This is a genomic window from Caldicellulosiruptor bescii DSM 6725 (genome assembly GCF_000022325.1).
Taxonomy (GTDB): Bacteria; Bacillota; Thermoanaerobacteria; order Caldicellulosiruptorales; family Caldicellulosiruptoraceae; genus Caldicellulosiruptor; species Caldicellulosiruptor bescii.
On record NC_012034.1, the window covers coordinates 1,674,427 to 1,695,024 of the forward strand.

12 protein-coding genes and 4 pseudogenes are annotated in these 20,598 nt (G+C 33.1%); 2 read left to right on the forward strand and 14 right to left on the reverse strand.

The annotated features are described in order from the left end of the window. Positions 1-672: 672 nt before the first annotated feature. From ATHE_RS07930 to ATHE_RS07945, 4 genes are all read right to left on the reverse strand, one after another. Positions 673-2,904, reverse strand: a complete 2,232-nt coding sequence (locus ATHE_RS07930; protein ID WP_015908022.1) for an ABC transporter permease — start codon at positions 2,902-2,904, stop codon at positions 673-675. Beyond that, the gene (locus tag ATHE_RS07935; protein WP_015908023.1) at positions 2,904-3,602 is read right to left on the reverse strand and encodes an ABC transporter ATP-binding protein; all 699 of its coding nucleotides are present in this window, start codon (positions 3,600-3,602) and stop codon (positions 2,904-2,906) included. The genes ATHE_RS07930 and ATHE_RS07935 overlap by 1 nt, the downstream gene beginning before the upstream one ends. Positions 3,603-3,684: 82 nt before the next feature. Continuing rightward, positions 3,685-4,320, reverse strand: coding sequence for a TetR/AcrR family transcriptional regulator (locus ATHE_RS07940; protein WP_015908024.1), 636 nt, complete (start codon positions 4,318-4,320; stop codon positions 3,685-3,687). 185 nt (positions 4,321-4,505) lie between these two features. Beyond that, positions 4,506-4,871, reverse strand: coding sequence for a hypothetical protein (locus ATHE_RS07945; protein ID WP_015908025.1), 366 nt, complete (start codon positions 4,869-4,871; stop codon positions 4,506-4,508). A 446-nt stretch (positions 4,872-5,317) separates the two neighbouring features. Between ATHE_RS07945 and ATHE_RS07950 the strand changes: the two genes are divergently transcribed. Beyond that, positions 5,318-6,640, forward strand: coding sequence for an ATP-binding protein (locus tag ATHE_RS07950; protein WP_015908026.1), 1,323 nt, complete (start codon positions 5,318-5,320; stop codon positions 6,638-6,640). A 186-nt stretch (positions 6,641-6,826) separates the two neighbouring features. Here ATHE_RS07950 and ATHE_RS07955 read toward each other — a convergent pair whose 3' ends face one another. From ATHE_RS07955 to ATHE_RS07985, 6 genes and pseudogenes are all read right to left on the reverse strand, one after another. Further along, entirely contained in the window at positions 6,827-7,120 is a 294-nt protein-coding gene (locus ATHE_RS07955) for a PD-(D/E)XK nuclease superfamily protein (RefSeq protein ID WP_015908027.1), read from the reverse strand. 15 nt (positions 7,121-7,135) lie between these two features. Further along, positions 7,136-8,009 (reverse strand): annotated as a pseudogene (locus ATHE_RS07960) (DNA adenine methylase). Positions 8,010-8,581: 572 nt separating this feature from the next. Beyond that, a complete protein-coding gene (locus tag ATHE_RS07970; RefSeq protein ID WP_015908029.1) occupies positions 8,582-9,466 on the reverse strand; it encodes a tetratricopeptide repeat protein in 885 nt (294 codons plus the stop codon). Positions 9,467-9,469: 3 nt separating this feature from the next. Continuing rightward, entirely contained in the window at positions 9,470-10,018 is a 549-nt protein-coding gene (locus ATHE_RS07975; RefSeq protein WP_015908030.1) for a hypothetical protein, read from the reverse strand. Positions 10,019-10,037: 19 nt separating this feature from the next. Next, positions 10,038-11,432, reverse strand: coding sequence for an ATP-binding protein (locus ATHE_RS07980; RefSeq protein WP_041727155.1), 1,395 nt, complete (start codon positions 11,430-11,432; stop codon positions 10,038-10,040). Positions 11,433-11,548: 116 nt separating this feature from the next. Beyond that, a pseudogene (locus tag ATHE_RS07985) lies at positions 11,549-11,981 on the reverse strand (UPF0236 family transposase-like protein); the annotation flags it as partial. Between the two features lie 71 nt (positions 11,982-12,052). On the opposite strand from ATHE_RS07985, the pseudogene ATHE_RS07990 reads away from it, so the two are divergent. Beyond that, positions 12,053-13,294: pseudogene (locus tag ATHE_RS07990) on the forward strand (IS256 family transposase). 8 nt (positions 13,295-13,302) lie between these two features. On the opposite strand, the pseudogene ATHE_RS07995 reads toward ATHE_RS07990, so the two are convergent. From ATHE_RS07995 to ATHE_RS08010, 4 genes and pseudogenes are all read right to left on the reverse strand, one after another. Then, positions 13,303-13,578 (reverse strand): annotated as a pseudogene (locus ATHE_RS07995) (UPF0236 family transposase-like protein); the annotation flags it as partial. Between the two features lie 344 nt (positions 13,579-13,922). Beyond that, complete coding sequence (locus ATHE_RS08000; RefSeq protein WP_256861317.1) at positions 13,923-15,866, reverse strand: ATP-dependent nuclease; 1,944 nt, start codon at positions 15,864-15,866, stop codon at positions 13,923-13,925. Positions 15,867-16,139: 273 nt separating this feature from the next. Then, positions 16,140-17,888, reverse strand: coding sequence for a DUF262 domain-containing protein (locus ATHE_RS08005; RefSeq protein ID WP_015908036.1), 1,749 nt, complete (start codon positions 17,886-17,888; stop codon positions 16,140-16,142). Beyond that, complete coding sequence (locus tag ATHE_RS08010) at positions 17,888-20,557, reverse strand: phospholipase D-like domain-containing anti-phage protein (RefSeq protein WP_015908037.1); 2,670 nt, start codon at positions 20,555-20,557, stop codon at positions 17,888-17,890. The genes ATHE_RS08005 and ATHE_RS08010 overlap by 1 nt, the downstream gene beginning before the upstream one ends. Positions 20,558-20,598 lie beyond the last annotated feature (41 nt).

Below are 20,598 nucleotides of genomic sequence, written 5' to 3' on the forward strand. Positions count from 1 at the left end.
AAAGATCTCACTTCCTCCTCATACATAGTGTAAAATTTATCTATATTGTAAGCAAATTGTTGCCAAACTTGCCGCTGCACAATCTGTTATATCATGCTGCTTTACACAATAGTATCTTTTCCTCATCTCTTTATCGCACTTGATTTTTAGTATGTTGCCTTCTTTATTCTCTTATTTAGGCTATTTTGTACTTGAACTATTTTTTCTGTAAACTTCTTCTTGGAATTTCTATGCAAATTTTATCTTATACATTTTCACTCTGTCAATCCCGTTTTTTTTTTTTTTTTTTTTTTTTTTTTTAGCCCATTTTCAACTAAATTTTGAGCTCAGAATACACTTTTCTTTAAATAGCTTAAAATTTCTTCAATTTTCTTTGGTTTATAACAAAGGTAAATTTGCAAATTGTGGCTATTAAATATAGTTAAAATTCATTTTAAGGTATACAGTAGAAAAACCTATTTTTAATTACTTCTTCTCTACCATTTTTTCTTTCGCCTATATATATAGCAAATAGATTTTAAATCTAAATAAAAATCATGTAAAATATTTGTTAAATTTAAATTTGGAACAGGATGTTAAAATAAAATTGTTCTGGTAAAAGGTTTGACAAAAAGGACTTGACATAACAAAAAGGGCTGAGCTTTTTTCTCTTGCAAGCCAGCCCTTTTGACATCAATCAAGCTGCCCTTTTAATATCTCAACCGGCATTACCCTTGCTATTTTCTGTCTTGCTAAAAACCTTGAAATTAGAAAGACTAAAAGAAGTATTACAAATGTAGACAATACACTCTGCACGCTCAAATCAAGGCTCATTGCAAAATCTATATCTTTTGTCACTGTGCTCATAAGCCCATCCATTGTAATTTTAGATAGTGGAATTCCTGCAACAAATCCTATAAAAAACGAAATGTAGTTAAAACCGAGAATCATTTTAAAAATACTTCTTTCACTGTGCCCCAGCATTTTTAAAATTCCTATATTTTTCTTGTTTTCATTTAAAGTCAAAGTAGACAGAACATACACAATCAAAAGAGCAAGCACAGCAGCAATTAGCGCCATAACACCTATAGTCTTTGATAAATCGCCAGCAGATGCCTTTATTGTATTTACAAGTTCAGATTTTGTGTAACTTTCAAAAATTAAGCTCTGTGGAATTTCCAACTTTTCTTTTGAGAATATTCCAATATACTCTCCACTGCTATATCCAAAAAGCTTATTAAAACTTTCAAGTTCCATATACCCATTGTTCCCAACAAGAAGGTCGGCAACTTTTTTCACTTTTAAAGTATATTCTTTGCCTGTAAATTTGTTTTTTAGTTTGACCTTATCTCCTTCGCCAATACCAAGTTTGCTTGCAAGAGGTTTGGTTATGATAAGTTCACTTGACACAGAGATTTCTTTTCCATTTTCATCATACAGCTTTATCATATCTGAGTTACTTTTAATACCGTAAATTGTAATACTCAGTTTTGTCCCTTCAATGTCAAAAGATAAAAGGTTGTATGGCTCAGATGTAGCTTTTAACTTAATCTCAGGATGGGCAGAAGAAGAATTCAAAGAATAAAGATAATTGTACTTAAAATTTTTTTCATATGTTCTTTCTATTGCAGTTATGATCGAATCTTTTGCAGTCATACCATACATCATAAGGATTGTTGAAAAGATTATCCCAACTGCCAAAATTAGTTCCCTGCCAATATGACGCCAGCCATATTTTAGCATAATCCTTGTTCCAAACTCAAATCTGTCAAAAAACTTTATTGAAGGAAGCTTGCCAAATTTTAATTCATCAACGCCGTGAAGCATCTGAACAATTGTGAGGTTGAAAAAGTTCTTGATTGCAAGGTAACCTGAAAGAAATATAAATATGGCTGGGAGAAGCATCGCAACAAATATGTGCTGCCATGGCAAAATTGACTTTATCTTTGGTAATGTAAAATATGACCTGTAAAACTGTGCAAAAGGAGATGCTTCAATAGCCCCAAGTACAACACCGAAGATGGAACCAAAAAGCCAAATATAAAGTGGAAACCTCATGAAGACTTTTAGTACATCTTTTTGTGTATATCCCATTGAATAGATTGTACCAATTTCAGCATGTATAGTATTTATTACCCTTCGCATGACAATAAAGAGTATAAAAGATGATACAAGAATTATAAAAAGACTGAGTGGCAGAGTTAAGTTCTTTGCATTTTTAACTTTTATCTCTGTATACATTATTCGCGGATTCTGGTCTCTTTGTACAAATTTCAAAAGCACCCAGTTGCTATTTAAAAACTCTTTAAACTTGTCAATGTTTTCAACTTTGCCTTTGAAACAATAATAATGAACAGGAAAAATGTTGAAAAGTCTTCTCATCTCATCTTCATTCATAAGAGCAAAACCAAAATGCTCAGGATCAGGAAGTAAGTCTTGGTCATTTTTAATGATGTAAATATAATCTGGAAGATAAGCAATGCCTGAAACCTTGAAATTTTCTCTACCGACAGTCAACACTGACCCTATTTTGAGCTTGTGTTTTTTGTAAAAAGCAGGGTCTATGAGTATTTCGCCTTTTGATGGCATTCTGCCTTTTTCGATATATGGTTTGTTTATTTCTTTTGGCACTGAAAAAACTCTCAGCGTAAAATGGTCATTTTGGACATCAGTAAATAGCCTTTGTTCTACATTAATTTTAAATTTTTCTTGTAGAAGTTTTATATCAACCTCTTTTGTAGTAATAAAATTCCCATCTTCCTGATTGTATTTGTTTTTGAACATTTCATAGTTATAATCTATATCCTGCATTGACACAGCAAAAAGTGTATATGTCATTGTGGCAATAGCAACAAGCAGCATTATAGAAAAGAACTGTAAAAACTCTCTCTTGATTACTCGCAGGGGAATTTTTTTGATGACCATCACCATGTCACCTCTTGAGCAGAAATCTTTTGAGAATTTTCCGAAAATTCTACAAGCCTACCTGACCTCAGCCTCAACGTAGCATCTGCCATTTTAGAAATTGCAAGATTGTGTGTAATTATCAAAATGGTTGTGCCAAACTTTTTATTTACATCTTCTAAAAGTTTTAACACAAGTTTGCTGCTGTCATAGTCAAGAGCACCTGTTGGCTCATCGCACAAAATCAATGCAGGGTTTTTGACAACAGCTCTTGCAATTGCCACCCTTTGCTGTTGTCCGCCAGACAGTTCAAAAGGAAATTTGTCCTTTTCAGAATAGACATCCATCATTTTTAATACCATATCAATATCCAAGGGATTTTTGCTAAGATGTGCACTTGAGAGCACATTTTCATATACCGTAAGACCATTTATGAGGTTAAAAAACTGAAATACAAAACCCACATAGTCGCGCCTATACTCAGAAAGCCTTTTTTGGTCCATTGCAGTTATCTCTTTGCTATCTACAAAAACTCTGCCTTCATCTGCCCTGTCAAGCCCACCAAGGATGTTAAAAAGCGTGCTTTTACCTGACCCAGATGGACCTATCACAGTGTAGATTTTTCCTTTTTCGAGCTCAAAACTTACTCTATCGAGCGCCTTGATTGTATTTTGGCCCATCCTGTAGACCTTTGAAAGATTCTCAACCTTTACAAACACACCAAATCATCCCCTTTATTTTTCACCTGTACAATATATTATGACTCACTGGTCATATGACTGTCAAGTCATAATATGAAATTTATTTTTTCCCTATTCCTTCTTTCAAAAGTTTTATAAATTGAGACAGTGCATCTTTAAAATAACTTATGTCAAGATCAAGTGTTGTTGATGTTCTGCTTAGTGCTTCTTCGATTACAAATTTTTTCATATAAAAACTTGCACCTTCTAAGAAAATAGAAATTATAACAGGATCAATATCGTCCCTTATATATCCTTTCTGCTGATTGTACTTTATAATTTTTACTAAAAATTCTCTCGACTGCTTCAAAAATTTCTCATTTATCTCATCTTTAAAAGGTGAGTCCTGTGAAAAAAACGCTCTTTCCAAAAGCAGGTACTCACTCTTGAGCTCTTTCATTGCAATCCAAATAGTTTCTAATGAATTCTCATAATAATCAAAGAGATTTACATGCATCATATCAAGTTTTTCAAGAAGTTCTAAAAACCTCTGGTAAGAAACTTCTAGTGCATAAAAGTACATATCTTTCTTGTTTTCAAAATACTGATACATGCTCCCTTTTGCAACGTTGCACTCTTTTGCAATATCTGATATATCAACCTCATGATAAGGTTTTTGTGAAAAGTACTTTATTAACGTATCTGTTATAAGATTCCTCTTTTCTTCTGGAAGGTTTAAGAATGTTTGCTTAGGCATAAATCTCACCTCAAGATTATTATGACTTTTTGGTCATGTGATGTAAAGAAAATTTTATTTTGATTGAGCTCTATGATGTAACATAGCAAAAATAACAAGAAGTAAGTTAGCTATATAAAACAAATGGAGCTGCCAATTCATCTGCTTGGACAGCTCCAGCAATCTTGTCATTGTTATTAGTTTCTTTATCTTTTGCACTTTTCTTGAACTATATTTTCATTCTTCAATTTTTCTAAAACTTCACTTGGATTTACACCAAATCTCTCCAACGAGGCAAGTATTCCCAAACACACTGTCACATGGCAAAATACTCTCTCAGCAAGTTTTTTTCCTTTTTCAATTGTGGAAAACTCTAAATAGCTGTTTAGCTCATTTTCTACATCTTCTTTTGTAGAGCTGAACATCTCTTTTAATTCATCAAATGACCTTACAGTCGGTCCAAGTTTGATAGAAGATTTTTTTGACACTTTTGGAAAATGAAATTTCAGATACAAAAGTAAACTTGCTACTCCCCCTACGAACCCTATAAAAAACAAAAAAACATTTGCCAAACTATCACACTCCTTCGAAATTTTATTATACCATAGATATTCATGTTGTTGTTTTGAATTTTACTTCAACTTTTTCAAGAAACATTTAAACTTACATTTTATTAAATCTACCTCCTTTCTTTTATTTTATTTTCAATTTTTGGAGGGATTTTAATTTGCTCCGATAGGAACTGTACTACGTCGGTTTAAGACAAACCTGTCATGCTGCCAAATGACTTGAACAAGAAAGGGAAAATTGCAGCTAATTTTTTATTATATTCAAACCGCTTTTCTGAAAAAGTTCAAATTTTATGCGAAGTTAAAAAAAACATAAATACTTATTTTGAATAAAAAGCTTTTCAAGAGATATCTGTTGTCCTAAAATAAAATTAAAAGACAATAAATCATAACTGACTTAAAAACTTTACAAAAGATTTAATTTATAGACAAAAGGAGATATACCAACGATGAATGAGAAAATAAAGATCTACAGACTGTGTTTTGAAAACCTAAAAGTCTATCGAAACCTTATGCATGATAATGTTCTTGAAAATCTGTACAATCTTATCTGCTTCATCGACGATGGAAATCACGATTTTGCAAGAATTGCAAATCTTTATAGCACAGTTTATTACAATCTTTTAGAAACTGGGAAAGGCTGTAGTTTAAAGGAATACATTATTGAGAAAATTCTCTTTAGCGAAAATACTTTTACGAAATTAGCAGCAAAAAGTATTAACAACATAGCAATAGACGAAAGTCTTAAAAAAGCTGCAGCTTATGATTTAGACTGCCTTGAGTTTATATCAAACTTTTCTGCAAAAGAGATAAAAGATTATTTAAAAGAATCTGCTGCCTTGCCAAACTTTTTAGCTGAAAGTTTTTTAGAGCTCAAAGACACAAATACCATGTTGCACAACACCATTGACAATTCTACAAAAACCATCATTGAAAAATTTTTGAAAGAAACTTGCTGGAGCAGTTTAATTGAAGAGCTTGTAGAATTCCACAGGCAAAATGGCTTTGGAATCTTTGCAAAATACAAAGGTTTTTCATGGGATGGCGAGAAGCTAATTGGCATTGAGAACTTAGACCCAATAAGATTAGATAGCCTTGTAAATATTGACAGGCAGAAGAAGATTGTTGTTGAAAACACTTTAGCGTTTTTAAATGGTCAAAGAGTCAACAACATCCTGCTTTATGGCAGCAGAGGAACTGGAAAGTCATCAACTGTAAAGGCACTTTTGAACGAGTTTTCTCACAAGGGTTTGAGAGTTGTTGAAGTGTTTAAAGACCAGCTTTACACTTTTCCGAGGCTAATTAGAATCTTAAGAGATGTCCCGCTTAAATTCATAATTTTTGTAGACGATTTATCTTTTGAAGACATTGAGGAAAATTATACCAAACTAAAAGCCATTTTAGAAGGGTCTTTAGAGGCAATGCCTCAAAACGTTGTGATATATGCAACTTCAAACAGAAGACACTTGGTAAAAGAAAGGTTCAGCGACAGAAGCAGTCTTTCTGATGATGAAGTACACTTTAGAGATACTTTAGAAGAAAAACTTTCTCTTGTCGACAGATTCGGAATAATAGTCACATACCCATCCCCAACCCAGCAAGAATACCTTGCAATTGTTAATGAAATTGCAAAGAAAAGAGGAATTGAGATTACAGAAAAGCTTCACAGGCTTGCTCTGCAGTGGGAGATGAATTACAACGGTCGCTCAGCAAGAACAGCTAAGCAGTTTGTTGACTGGTATGAGGCACAGGTTAAAATAGAAAAGGGCTAAGACACTGACAGATTCGCACTTAGCCCTTTTGAGCTTTTTAATATCTCTCTACTTTTACAGTAATTTCAAATTCGATCTTTTGACAAAATCTTCAAAAGATATTATTTCTACCAAGTTCCCCTCTTTTATATAGTCAACATGTTTTTGATTTAAATAAAAATCTTTTGCTTTCTTAGTATATCCTGTTCAACTAATTATAATATAAGCTTTTTTATACTTTGGATTTTCCTTTAAAATTTTAACCAAGGTGATTATCTCATAATCTACTTTTTGCTCTGCTGTTCCACGTGTTTGCTGCCATTTAGCACTCATAATTATCTCGTCATTTAAAACAAAATCAGCTTTATATTTATTCCCAAAGAGATCATTGCCAACCACAACTTGTTCCTTAAATGCATCAGGGTAATTTTCTAACAATGCTTGTTGAATCAATTTTTCATGAACCTTCCCTGTCCGAGTACCTCTTCCACCAGGTAACACAATAACACCTTCTTTTCAATAATTAGTTATAATAACTTCTTTATGACCAGTCTTTTTCTCTGTACTTGAATTAATGAGTCTTTTTGCCTCTATTACCTCAATGTTGTAACTTCTATAAAGATCTCTTATAAACTCTGAATCTGAGTTGCTTACCATAACAAAACAACCCTTTTTGCTCAGGTTATCACAAACATTTTTCAGTCTTACTTGTTCCTCTTTTGAAAAACCTGCAACTGTGTAATCAGTAAAATTAGCTGTTTTGGACACAGGCATGTATGGAGGGTCAAAATACACAAAATCAAACCTTGATGCTTTTTTTACTGCTTCTTCAAAGTCTGCATGTAAAATTTCAACAGATTGTAGCATTTCTGAAAAGGCAAATATTTCTTCGCTGGTTGGCATTTTAGGATTTTTATATCTTCCAAAAGGAACATTGAATTCGCCTTTTGAATTCACCCTGTAAAGCCCATTGTAACAATGTCTGTTCAAATAGAGCAATAACACTGCTTTGAGTAAGTTTTCATTTTCAATTGTACCCATATTTTTTATTTTAATAGAATTGTAAAGTTCTCTTGCCTTGTAATAATCGTCTTTAGCATTTTTAAAATCTAAATTTTTAATATAGTAAACTACCTCATCTGGACAATCTTTAATTGCAGTGTAAAGGTTTATGAGTTCAAGATTAATATCTGAAACAACAGCATTCTTTAAAATTCCTCTATTATAAAGCTCTATCAAAAGTGCTCCGCCACCTAAAAAAGGTTCATAATATGTGGAAAAATGGCTTGGCAGTTTTTCAAGCAAACTCTTTATTATCTGCCTTTTGCCACCCGCCCATTTCACTATGGGCACAACTTTTTGGCGAAAAAAAAGTTATTTGAGTCCTCATTGCAAAACCATACTCCAGATTTAAAATTAACTATTGATTTGATTATACCATACATTTGTTTGGTGTGCAAGGATTAATATCTTATTTGATATCAAACAAAATTTTAATCTATGAGTTGCTCTCATACTCAAATTGCCATTAAAATCCTTTTAAGTAATCAATAACTATCTGATTTAGCTTAGAATATTCACTTATATTTTCTGTTCTGACCAGAATTTCTCTTTCTATAAGTCTATTTTTCCTCTTTACTTTCAAATTAGCAGATGAAGTACCGATTTGTTGTTTTTGTTTTACTTCATCGATTGAATTACAGTATATAAAATCTTCCATGCTTTAATTATAGCAATGCTTGTAGCATACTCTTCAAACTCAAAAATCTCTCTCAAAACACCTCATGTAAAGAGATTATAACCTGGAACATTTTTAAGTTGCGAATATCACTCAAGTCAAAATTTTGTGTTTGAGCATCCAAAAAAATCTTTGCACCTGTGTCGAAAGTGCTAATATGACAAGAAAATGTCTCTGGGATGTTCATTTAGTTAGTCATATGTAAAGTAAATATGGCAATAATATTAATATTTCCTTTTACAAAATAATCCTATAAAAGCTTTTTTAACAAATCTGCTAAATTTATATACAATCGGCATTACAAATATCATCATATAAACAAAGCCAAATATAGTAACCCAAACAGCAGCCAGTATATACATTTTTATTAGACTTAATAACAAAAAGCCACCCAAAAATAAGATATAAAATAATTCATGTGGTAATTTCAAAAAGAGGCGGTTAAAATAAAGCAAAGGTGAGTTTAGCATTTTCAAATACTCCAAAACCATAAGCATATCTTGGTCATTTGGATATTCTTGCCAAGCAAGCTTAGCATAATTATACGCCTTTTTGAAGTTTCCTCTATTGACTTCATACAAAACTAATAACTTATATATACTACCAATTTTACTTGAAGATGTAAACAATTTTTTAATTGTCTTGTTAGCCTTTTCAAAATTTCTATTGTAAAGATTTACAAAGAATTCATTTTCTAAAATTAAATCATTTGTGGGTTCCAAAGACTTGGCATATTTTAAAATTTCTAAGCCCTTTTCAATAAAACCTGTTTCAATTAAAAGTTCGCTGTAACAAGCTAAGACTTCTACATAAACATTATCTATCTTTAAAGCCTGCAAATAACATCTCTCAGCCTGAGAATAATCTTTTTGATGGTGATAAATCTGCCCTAAAACAGCCCATGCAACTTTATTATTAGAATCAATTTTCAGAGCTTCTTTAGCATAATCTTCTGCTTTTTTCAGATTACCAGATTCCAATTCTATAGCTGAAAGTTGAATATATGCTTCTGCATTTAAAGGGTCTTCTTGTAAAATGTTTTGAATAACTTCACGTGCTTTTTTATAATTTCCACTTTCTAAATAATGCAAGACAAGGTCTCTCCGCATATCTCATGACCCCCATACTAATTCAGCAACTACCGCTCCTATAGCTAATCCTATGCCTACTTGTATTATAATTCCTACAAACACAACAGCTGCCATTGATTTGTAAAAACCATTTTTTACAGCATTATAATATACAATCTGTCTCTTTTCTAAGATTCTATAAAGGAGTAAATATAGTACATTAAATAATCTTACAATAATTTTCCTGTAAGATTTAATATCATTTCTTTTTTCATTCGCAATCTCATTTGATTTCTTTAACCGTTCTCTGATGTCAACAATTTGCTCTTTAGTCTTTCTCTCTCTTATTGCTGTAATTGTTTCATAAGTAATAACACAAGCTTCAGCGGCATATAATAGAATAGCTAATAATACAAACAAATTAATTATTTTCTTGCTGACACCCATTGTCTTTAAATTTCCAATACAAACAGCTGCTAAAGGTATAATGCCCGCAAGAATAGCTACCCACCAAAAGTTTTGAGATTTATAAATTCTTTTACTCTCATAATTTCCTAATACGGGTTCAAAAAGTTTCTGGTTCCTCTCCATCTCTTCTCACCACCCATATTTATAAATGTTTGCAGTATTTGTTAATAAACTTTGCAACATCATCAAACCTTCCATCTTCATTTGCGAAAGTAATATAGTTTTTCATGATGCGCAGCCATTCAATAGTTGAAGGTTTAACCATTTCAATTGCTTTAAGCAAATCTTCAGTAGTTATTCCTCTTTCTTTCCCTCCACTCAATATGTCATCTATAATCGCTTCTGCAGCAGTTTCTACTACATTTTCAATATCTGCTCCTGAGAAAAAAGAAGTCCTTTGCGCTAATAAATCGTAATTTATCTCACCATCCACAGGTCTTCCCATCAACTTTACTCTGAAAATTTCTTTTCGAGCTTCTAAATCAGGAGGTGGAACAAATATCAGCCTGTCAAATCTTCCTTGTCTTAATAAAGCCATGTCTAAATCCCATGGAGTATTGGTAGCACCAATAATAAGTATTCCTTCATTTTCAGATTTAAATCCGTCCATCTGCAACAGTAATTCATCTGTGAGCACTCGTAAGGACTCCTGTCTTTGTTTTACTCTGCTATAGCCAAATGTATCAACTTCATCAAAGAAAAGTACACACGGTTTGTGAAAGCGAGCATACTCAAAAACTTCTTTCAAGTTTTTTTCGCTTTGCCCAAGATATGGATCAAGTATATCAGAAATGTTAACAGCTAAAAAAGGCAAATTACACTCACCTGCTAAAGCCCGTGCAAAAAATGTCTTGCCACAGCCTGGTGGCCCATAAAAGAGAATACCCCCACCTATCCTTTTCCTAAATTTCTGGAAAATAGATGGATTAAAAAGAGGTTTTATAATCCTTATAGTTAGTATGTTTTTTAGCTCCTCATAGCCGCCGATATCACTAAAAGTAACTTTTTCTTCCCTTTCTTTAATAAATTTGTACATTTCTCTTTTAGTTCTAAAAACTTGAAAATCAATAACATTTTCTAAATATTTATCATTATCGCTTGCTTCTTCGACTTCTTCAAATTCCTCTTCTAATTCTTCCCTTTCAGCTTCTTCATATTTCTCTTCTTTCACAATTTCTTCATCCTTATCAAATTCATCATTTGCCTCAAATTCATGGTCTACTTCCAAGCACTCTTTTTGGGAATTTGAATACTCTTCAATTTTCACCACCTTTTCGTCCTCTTGTATATCTGAAATTTTAGAATTCTCTTTTAAATCCATTTTTGTAGCCTTCTCTTCTTTAACAACACTACTCATAGCCTCTACAATTAAAAGCTTAAGATCTTTCTCATTGCAATTCTTCAACGCTGCTATAAAATAATTCATAGCAGCAGTACTATCACCATTTTCCGCATATTCAAGCCCAAGCAAATAAAGTACTTCACTTTTTTCAGGCATTTCTTGAAGTAATTTTTGAAGCACTTCTATCTTACTCATTTTATTTTTATATTTTGTATGTAAAATTTGCTTTAATTATATACTATACTTGGACAACATGTCAATATGAGGATTAAAAGCGATAGTGTTAAGAAGTTTGTAGGAAAATCTTTTTATTAAAATACTATTGCATTTAAAAAATCTCCAGTACCTAAGGTTTTCAATACCCTAAACAATAAATCAACTTTTCCTCTCCAGAATTAGTATATTATTCCTCATTTCCTCAACCTGCTTCTTTATCCTCTTAATATTTTTTCTCATGATCTCTTTCACTACTTGTTCACTTCCGTCTCTCTTTTCTGCCTTCCGACAAATCTCATTTAAATACGCCTCTCTTAAGTTTACACCATTATACTTCAAGCTCAATAACTTTACCATAACCTCTGCTCCTTCTTCGCTCCATCCTCTTAGTCTTGAACTCATCCTATCTGCTAATACATGGCTTACATGCCCTTCTGCACTACATCCTTTTATAATCCTATTATCTAACTCTAATACTATATTATCCCAATAATTAGCTATATATCTCCTACTTTCACTTATCCTCTTCGGGAGTTAAAATAAAATTGTGTCCACTGTATAATTAGTATTGAAATAATCACCAAAGGGGGTTCACGATTATGGAGAAAAATGAAATTTTTGAGACCGCTAAAAATATGGCTATCGAACAAGTGCTAAATATGTATTGCTTCCTGTGATGATCCTACTCGCCCAGCTCTAAAACAGCTAAAAGTAAAACTTGCTCGATTGCTTTATGTTATCAGAAAGAACTGTTTACCTTGCTAAAAACGAAAACGACAAAGGCAATGGTTTTTACGATAGAAAACTTGCAACACCTGCCTTGTGTCTTGAAATCTCTGTCCCTCGTACACGCCCTTAGAATTTCCGACCTTCTATTCTCTTCTTTCCGCTACAAAAGAGTTGATAGCTTATCTACTTCCCTTCTTATGTCGCAAGTACATCAATGGTTATTCTTGAGCGTTCCCTTATTCAAACTTTGAAAGCTTTGAATCTTCCATATTCCGAAAATGAAATACTAAAAATCAAAGAAGACCTTAAAAATGAGCTTCAGTTATTCAAACAAAGAGAACTACCAACAAGTGCTTTTGCTCTCATCATCGATGGTTATTCAGAAGTGAAGTTAAGGACAATTCTAAAGTTAAACAAGCTACTTGCAATGCCAGCCTCGGTATCGACTTAGAAGGTAAAAAAGACATTTTCGGTGTCTACACTTTCTTCGGCAAAGAAAATAAGGCTGATTGGATGAAAGTATTTGAAGACTTAATTACAAGAGGGCTAAAAGAGATTCTAATTGTCATAAGTGATGACTTCCCTGGTATTATAGATGCTGTCAAACTTGCTTATCCTCTTGCTGACCTTGAGCTTGCTTTTGTCCACCTCCAATGAAATAGCTGAAAACATATGACAAAGGATAAAGCTTTCAGCTTTTAACAAGAGTTTAGACAGAGTTAGAATTTCTTCCTTCGATTTTGACGAAGCTGTACTGAAATTTAAAGAACTTTGTAATGGATACCTTTCAAAATATCCTCAATTTTATTGCTGCAATATCAGAAAAAGCAGAGTTTTATTCTGTTCATATGAAATACCCTGAGGAATTAAGAAAGCAGATTCTTTGCTACAGACGCCGCCTTGCGTGTAAACAGCATGATTGAAAAGGCAAGAAGTAAATTCAGGTGGATACTTTTAAGGCTGCCAAAGTCTTAGAAATTAATATTTACTTACAGCGGGAGAACTTACGCCGTACAAAATAGAAAAATGGAGTTCCCAGCATTAGAAAATGCGTTAACAACATAACCCAACTCTACAATTTGCGTTATAAATTGGAAACACAAAATTCTTGACAAGTCTCCGTCCTTATATATTCCACATCTCCAAATATTGTCTTTACGCTCCTCTTATCTTTCCTTACAACCTCATACCTTGCCTTCCTCTTCTTTTCATTCCTTACAATCTCATCTACAAGTCCGCATGCCTCTTTTATCATCTCCTTCCCTATCTCATCCATCTTCTCCTTCAATTCCATTGAATACATCGCTATATCTTTCTCACCTCTTAATATCTCCACTATCCCTTCTCCAAATCTATTTAAAAGTTCCTCTATTTTTGCTATAATATTATCAAACATTTTGCTCCTTCCTTTGGTTTGTTTTTCCTTTCAGTTTTCTTCTTCTTTTTTTTACTCATTATTTTATATCATTCTCTCATTTTTCCCAAGAGGAGGAAGCATTTTTTCCATCTCAAGTCCTATAAATATTTTACACTAAGTATCTTTCCTTACTCTTCTATTAAGTGTATGATAAAAACATTTCATTTCTCATCTTTTAAAGTGCCAGAAAAAACTTTAAGTAATTTGCTAATCCTTTCAGGTATTCTGACACTCAAATATATTGTCTAACCGTAAGATATTTATAAAAGGTAATTAAAAGCATATTAGTTACTTTTCTTATAATTAGCAGTGATAACTACAAACTAACTTTTGTTATTATTCTTGATTAATGTATTAACAAAATTCTTAAGTATCTGAATTACTTCGTTAAGTTCCGTCATTTCTAATTCCTGCAAATGATGTTTCCTTAAAACATCAGTATAAAAGGTTGACTTTTCACCTTTTCTTTTAATCGATATGTTCTGGATAATATTATCTCTCACTTTGAAGAAATTATTTTTTCTTTCGTCAACATCCTCACAAGCACAACTATCAAACAATTTTTCCCATTTTTCTTTAAAATACATCTCATATCTTTCTCTTTCATTAGTATTTTTATCCAGAAACCCTTTTAAAAATCTTTTTGGTTGATATAATTTAGCAAATTCTTCTTTACTCATTTGATTTTTACGGACTTTATCTATTAATAGATTGTACTTACACTTATAACAGGTAATTGCTATTTCTAAGCTTTTCGGGTTATCATGATAATAATCATAATAATCTTTTAAAAAAAGCTCATTAAGAAAATAATATTCTATCGAATAATGCTGAAGAATATTTGTATTTTGCACTAATTTTTTCTTTTTCTCAACAATTTCCGAATCAGCAAATTCATATTGCTTAATAAATTCAAACATTTCCTTTAAAAAATCACTTTTAAGCTTTTCAGGATCATTTGTATCAGCATCTCTTATTATAACAACAGGTATTTCAAAATATTTATTGAGAAACAATTCTGCATTTGCAAAGAATTTTAGATTACAACATGAATTTACAGGAATTACGTTAATCATGTTTAATAAGTTATCGTCAAGCTTACAAATTAATTCTCGCACAACTTCAAAATCATCTTTACCTTCAACAAAGATGATCCCTTTGCTACCGAGAAAATCATCAGCTTTAATTCCTAATTCATTTATAACCTCTTTGGGATTTATCTCTTTAACAATTGATTTCTCTCTTTCTCTTAAGACAAGTTTTACATTCTTCTTTGGTAGATTACTGATTGTTATAGGCGAGTGTGAGGTAAAAATTACCTGATTTCTTTCTGAAATATTTATTAATGTTTCAATCATTTTTCTCTGAAGATTTGGGTGTAAATAAATTTCTGGTTCTTCAATTACAAATATATACTTTCCTACGCTACGGGCTATTTCCACATACGTCTGTAGTATAGAAAGAATAAGTACACTTTGATAACCCGTTCCGAAATTTAAGATGTCATTTTCTATTTTTTCATTCCCTATTATCTCCACTATGCTAGTGTTATATTTTGTTGCGCTATATATATCCACTGTTGGTTCTAAATTTATTCTAAAATTGTTGTTTCCTAATGTACTGTTATAATATTCCGTTATTTTTTGTGACAAACTTTCACACCTTTTCCTTGCTTCTTTGGTAAGAATATCATTCAATTGACTGTAATTAACTCTTTTTTCTACCCCTTCATCTTTTATTAAAATATCAGTTTTATATTCACTATCTAAGATATCAATTAAACTCCTCAAATATGATTTGCGGTCAGCTGTACTTTCTTTTTCTGGATCTCGTATGGCAGGTATTACTACTAACTCAGGAAGTAATTTTTTTAAAGTAGCTTCTTTTATCTCTTCTCCGTCTTTGTCAAAATATTTTCTAATATTTTTGTTGGTACCGTCTTCAATATTTAATACTAACTTTATATATAGAGAATTGTCATCAGCTTTACTTAACAATTTCTCTACCTGTCTATCAACTTCATCTGTACGGGTATTTTCAAAAAAAGACTCTACTCCGCCTAACCACATTTCAATAATAATGCTATCATTAATACCTCTATGAATATCCTTCTTGTCAACTTGTTTCTTATAGTTGGGAAAAAATACTTTTACAGCATCTAATATAGTGGATTTTCCAGTATTATTTTGTCCAATAAATGCAAAAATTTTTTCGTCCAACATTATCTCCCCTGAATCTAAAAATGATTTATAATTCCTTATTCTCATCTTACTAATATACACTTGAATACTTCTCCTCTCTAAGTATTAGATTTGTTATATTTGGCTTTTATTATAACGTATTACTTAAATTAAAATTTGTCGAATCCTGTCGAAAATCACTATATTTTCACCTCTCCTCACTCCCCCCACTCATCAGCCATTCTTTTCTTTGTTCATTGTTCAAAACTTTCTTGCAGCTTTCCCAGTCGACTTTTTTGATATGTTCCCTATACTTTCCATATTTCATCACGTTCAGGCTTCTCTTAAAAGTTTTTTGGCTTACCATATCAGCCTTTTTATCTCATTCAAAATTAACTTTTCTCGTTTACTTATAAATCTTTCAAAATTCTCTTTAATCTCAGAAGGTGTCAGATTATCAGTAGTGTTTTTCAATAATATATACATTTCTTCATCAATGAAATGGCCCCTTAATATCTCTTTTACCTTGTGTTCTGCTTCTTGCTCTGAGAGCCCTTTTGATTTTTGAATTTCAATCATCTTTCTTATGTAATCACCGGGACTGCGACGAGATATGCTTCTGTTAGTATTTTCAAAAATCAATGTCCTGTTCATAATTGAGTCAACATCAACCTCCACACCTTTGACTTTCAAAAAGCTCACTGGAAAAATATGATGGTCATCAAGCTGGTTAAAAGCAATGTTCTCAGGATAATAAAAATCCTTTGCTCCGTTTTTAAATAAAAGATTGAAAATTCCGATATATTTTGAACTTCCCTTTCTCCTTACCTCTTTCAAGGTATATACATTACTCTCTAATTGATTTCTTAATTTTTCCACAACCTCAGGTAAAAAGTTATTATTATTAAACCAGACACATACTTCTTTGAAGTCTTTTGCCATAGCAGTTTCAGTAGAACCTGAATATCGTTCAGAAAAAACTGCACTCCAGTACCATTTTTCAATTTTATCTGTGTCAGGATGCTCAAATTTCAAAAAGAGTGCAATCATCATCGTGACAATGGGATAGTAAGGTAGCCACTTTTCAAAATCCACAATGCCAAAGTTATTTATCTGAAGCAAATAAGGCAATACCTTGTTTTCTGCAATATCAACCACTTTGGCCCAGCTCTGGTCTGAAAGAATGTTATTATCTATCTTTAGCATTTCTCGTGAACTGATATTTTTGTCCGCCGCTAAAGCAAGAGCTTGAATAAATGAATAGGGAACTGTGGTGTTATCTATTCTTCCTGCAAGTTTTTTAATATTAACACTATTTTCAAATACTTCTTCCCACTTTTCACGAAGTCTTATGAACTTGTAAAATCTTGCTACAAGAAGATCATAAATAGAAAGTTTTACACCACTTCTATTGATTTTTTCAAATAGAGCAGCAATTTCATCGGGTTTGTCATTATACGAAAGACCAAGCGATAGAGTAAAAATGTTATATTTTATCATGTTATCAATATAAGCAAATATTTTATTTGCTTCCTGGTCTTTAAATAACAATTTATACTCCCCAAACCATAATCTATAGAACTCAGGGATATCTTTAAACACTGTCAATGGCAATACTTTCTTCGCCTTTAAAACCTCAAGATTGTAATCTCCGTTTTCATCAATAATCTCCTTGAACTCTCTCCATTTTTTTGACCAGCTGAATACCGCGTCCTCAATGTTATCTTCAGCAAGTTTTTCTAAATCAATAAAGAATGCATAAGGATTCTCAGAATTGCGTAGAGGAATATCAGGACTATATATAGCGTAAAATAAAGATGTAAGTCTTTGTTGTCCATCTAAAATTAATATCTTGGGTTGCTCACATATTTGGGGATTTACTTTCTCTGCCCCTTCTACAAAAATCACCTTAAAAGGAACACTTTGTGGATTTGTTTCTAAAATCAAAAAAGTTCCTATAAACATACCTTGAAGAAGTGATTTTATAAGCTCTTCAATGTCATATCTTGTCCAAACAAAATTTCTTTGAAAATCGGGAAGCATACATTCACCATTATAAGCCTTTCTAACTAAGTCCAATAAGTTCATCTGTCCTTGCTGGAGATTCATCAATTACTCCACCCCCTATACAGCCACTCCTTTCTTTGCTCATTGTCCAAAACCTTTTTGCAGCTTTCCCAGTCGACTTTTTCGACATGCTCTCTATATTTTATATCAAATGGATGCTCGGAATTTAAAACTTCAACTGTTTTGACAATTTCCATCCACTCATCTTTTATAATCTCTGGAAGTGAGCCAATCATATCATAGGTGAGTTTTATTCTGCCAGACAGAACTGCATGAATTCTATCTTCAATAGAATCTTTGTATCTTAAGTTATACACATAAACCTTGTCAAATTGCTGACCTATTCTTCTTATTCTTCCCTGGCGCTGCTCAAGTCTTATTGGGTTCCATGGAAGGTCAACGTTTATAAGAGCACCAAGCGTTTGCAAGTTCAAACCTTCTGCCGCAGCATCTGTTCCTATCATAAGTTTAATTTTACCGTCTAACACAAGCTCTTTTATCTCATCCCGTTCTACCTTTGAATAAACTCCATTCTTGATTATGCCAGATTTATCACCACCCGCATAAATTGCTATGTTCTTGTCTGGCATAGCTGAAGACAACTTTTGTGCAATGGTCCATGCTGTGTCAAAGTACTCAGAAAAGATTATGCAGCCTCTTTTAAGCCACCCCATGTCGTTTAAGATATGCAAAATTTTGTTTAGCTTTGGATCTTTGTCTTTGTTATATTCAAGAAGATCTATTATTTCTTCCAAACAGAAAAGTTCATCCCTGCCTGTGATACTAATTCTATCAGGCATTTCATCGTCTTCATCCTCTTCAGAAAAGTCGTCTTTAACAATTGCTCTCTTTTCATAAATTGCTTTCGCAGTGTTCAAGCCTGCTTGCATAGAAGAGCCCATCCTTCGCAAAAGTAGTGTCTTGTAAAACCCTTTCGCGCCTGTTTTCTGCCTTAGTAAATTTGTAAATTCTTCAGCATATTCATAAGCTTTTTTGAGTGGTGCAGAAAGTACAAGACCTTCATCATCACCTTCACCAAAAAGGACAACATCAATCTTCTTAAGATACGGCTCACCTGTTTCTGGATCAACTGTATTTTCAAGTGTACTTCTTTTCCTCTTGACAATATGTCTGATAAAAGGATTATACTTTTCCATGAAGTTTTCTTCTATAAGCTCATCTACGATATCCTGCTGGGATGGCAAAAGTGCATCATAATCATCATATGAAACATACTCATTGTCACCCATACCAAGTGATCTTCTGAGTTTCCCAATTGTAAATGGATTTTCACTTGAGGGAGGCAGAGGATTTCTTATCCAGCTCCAGTAATAAGCCTTACTTGAAATTTCTTTTTCTCCCCTCACATAATCAATTCCTTCTAAAGGTCTCAGTTGCCACAGGCTAAATGCATCGCCTAAAACCTTTTGAGAGCCCTGTGCAAGTATATACAGAAGGTCCCAACCCTCAATGGGATGTAGCTGAATTGGAGTTGCAGTTGCTAAAATCATTGCCTTTGTCTTTTGTGATAGCTCAAGTAAAAACTTCATAAGGTTGTTAGGCTCTGGCTTTTCAGCGGGCTTATTTAAATTTTGGCGCCTTGCCCTGTGCGCCTCATCAACAATTACACATTCATACTCAAGGTCCAAAAGAGGCTCTACAATATCCGAATTAGAGGTAATCAAGCCTTGTGAAATTATTCCTATTCGCCTTGGACACTGTAAGATTGGGGGTATGCCATTTGCCTGTGGCCTGTACTCTTGCCCTGTTTCAACTATCCATCTTTTCCCATCCCACACAGCAGAAGGTATATCAAGCATTGTTTTGAGCTCATCCTGCCACTGCCATAAAAGTGTCTTTGGAACAATTATTAAAACAGGTTTGTCTCCATAGAGCGCTGTTATCTGAGCAATCATACCAAGCTGGGCGGTTTTGCCAAGTCCAACCTCATCTGCAAGAATGTATCTTGCTCTATCTTTGCAGTGCTCTTCAAACACCATTTTTACAAAATACTTTTGGTGATTCCAAAGCCCAAAACCTTCCCGGTAAACAGGTGCTTCTATTACAGGGGATGCAGGATCAGGCTCTTTTTTCCATTCCTCAATGCTAACTATATTTCTTTCTGCCAATCTTCCTATATTTTCAATTATCAAATCACAAAGCTCACAAGCATAAGGATTATTCCAGAAAAAGTCAAACTCATTTTGCACCCATTCCACGCTCTCAATACTGTCATCTGCCCAAAGTATCTCGTAGTTGCCTTTCCAGGCAGGTAGGGTTTCATTGACACTCCCAACAAATGCAATCTTTCTACCATCTGATAGAGTTATGACACCGGCTTTGCCATGTACAAGTCCATATACATCATTTGGTACAACTCTTACCTGAAGTTTACCGCTTTTCAGAAGTTCATAGAGTTTTTTAAACCTCTCTGGAAACTGTTCAGCCTTAAGCTCAGGTTTTGATTTGAACCATTCCCTGACAAGCTTTTGTTTTGCAAGTTTTGCCACCAAAACGTCCTTGCTCTCAACCTCAGAGTTGCAAACAACCCTTGCAACTCCTTCTATACTCTCAATTGCTTCACCTGCTATCTCTAAGATAGATGAGCTAAAGTACCCAGCAAGTCTATCATAGCTTTTAGCATTTTTCAGGTGTTTGTTTAAAAATCCCTCTGCAAGGTCAATAAGACGTGACGAATATCTTTCAAGCATATTTTACAAAAAGGCAATACCCCGCACCCTTTTTCTGCAGG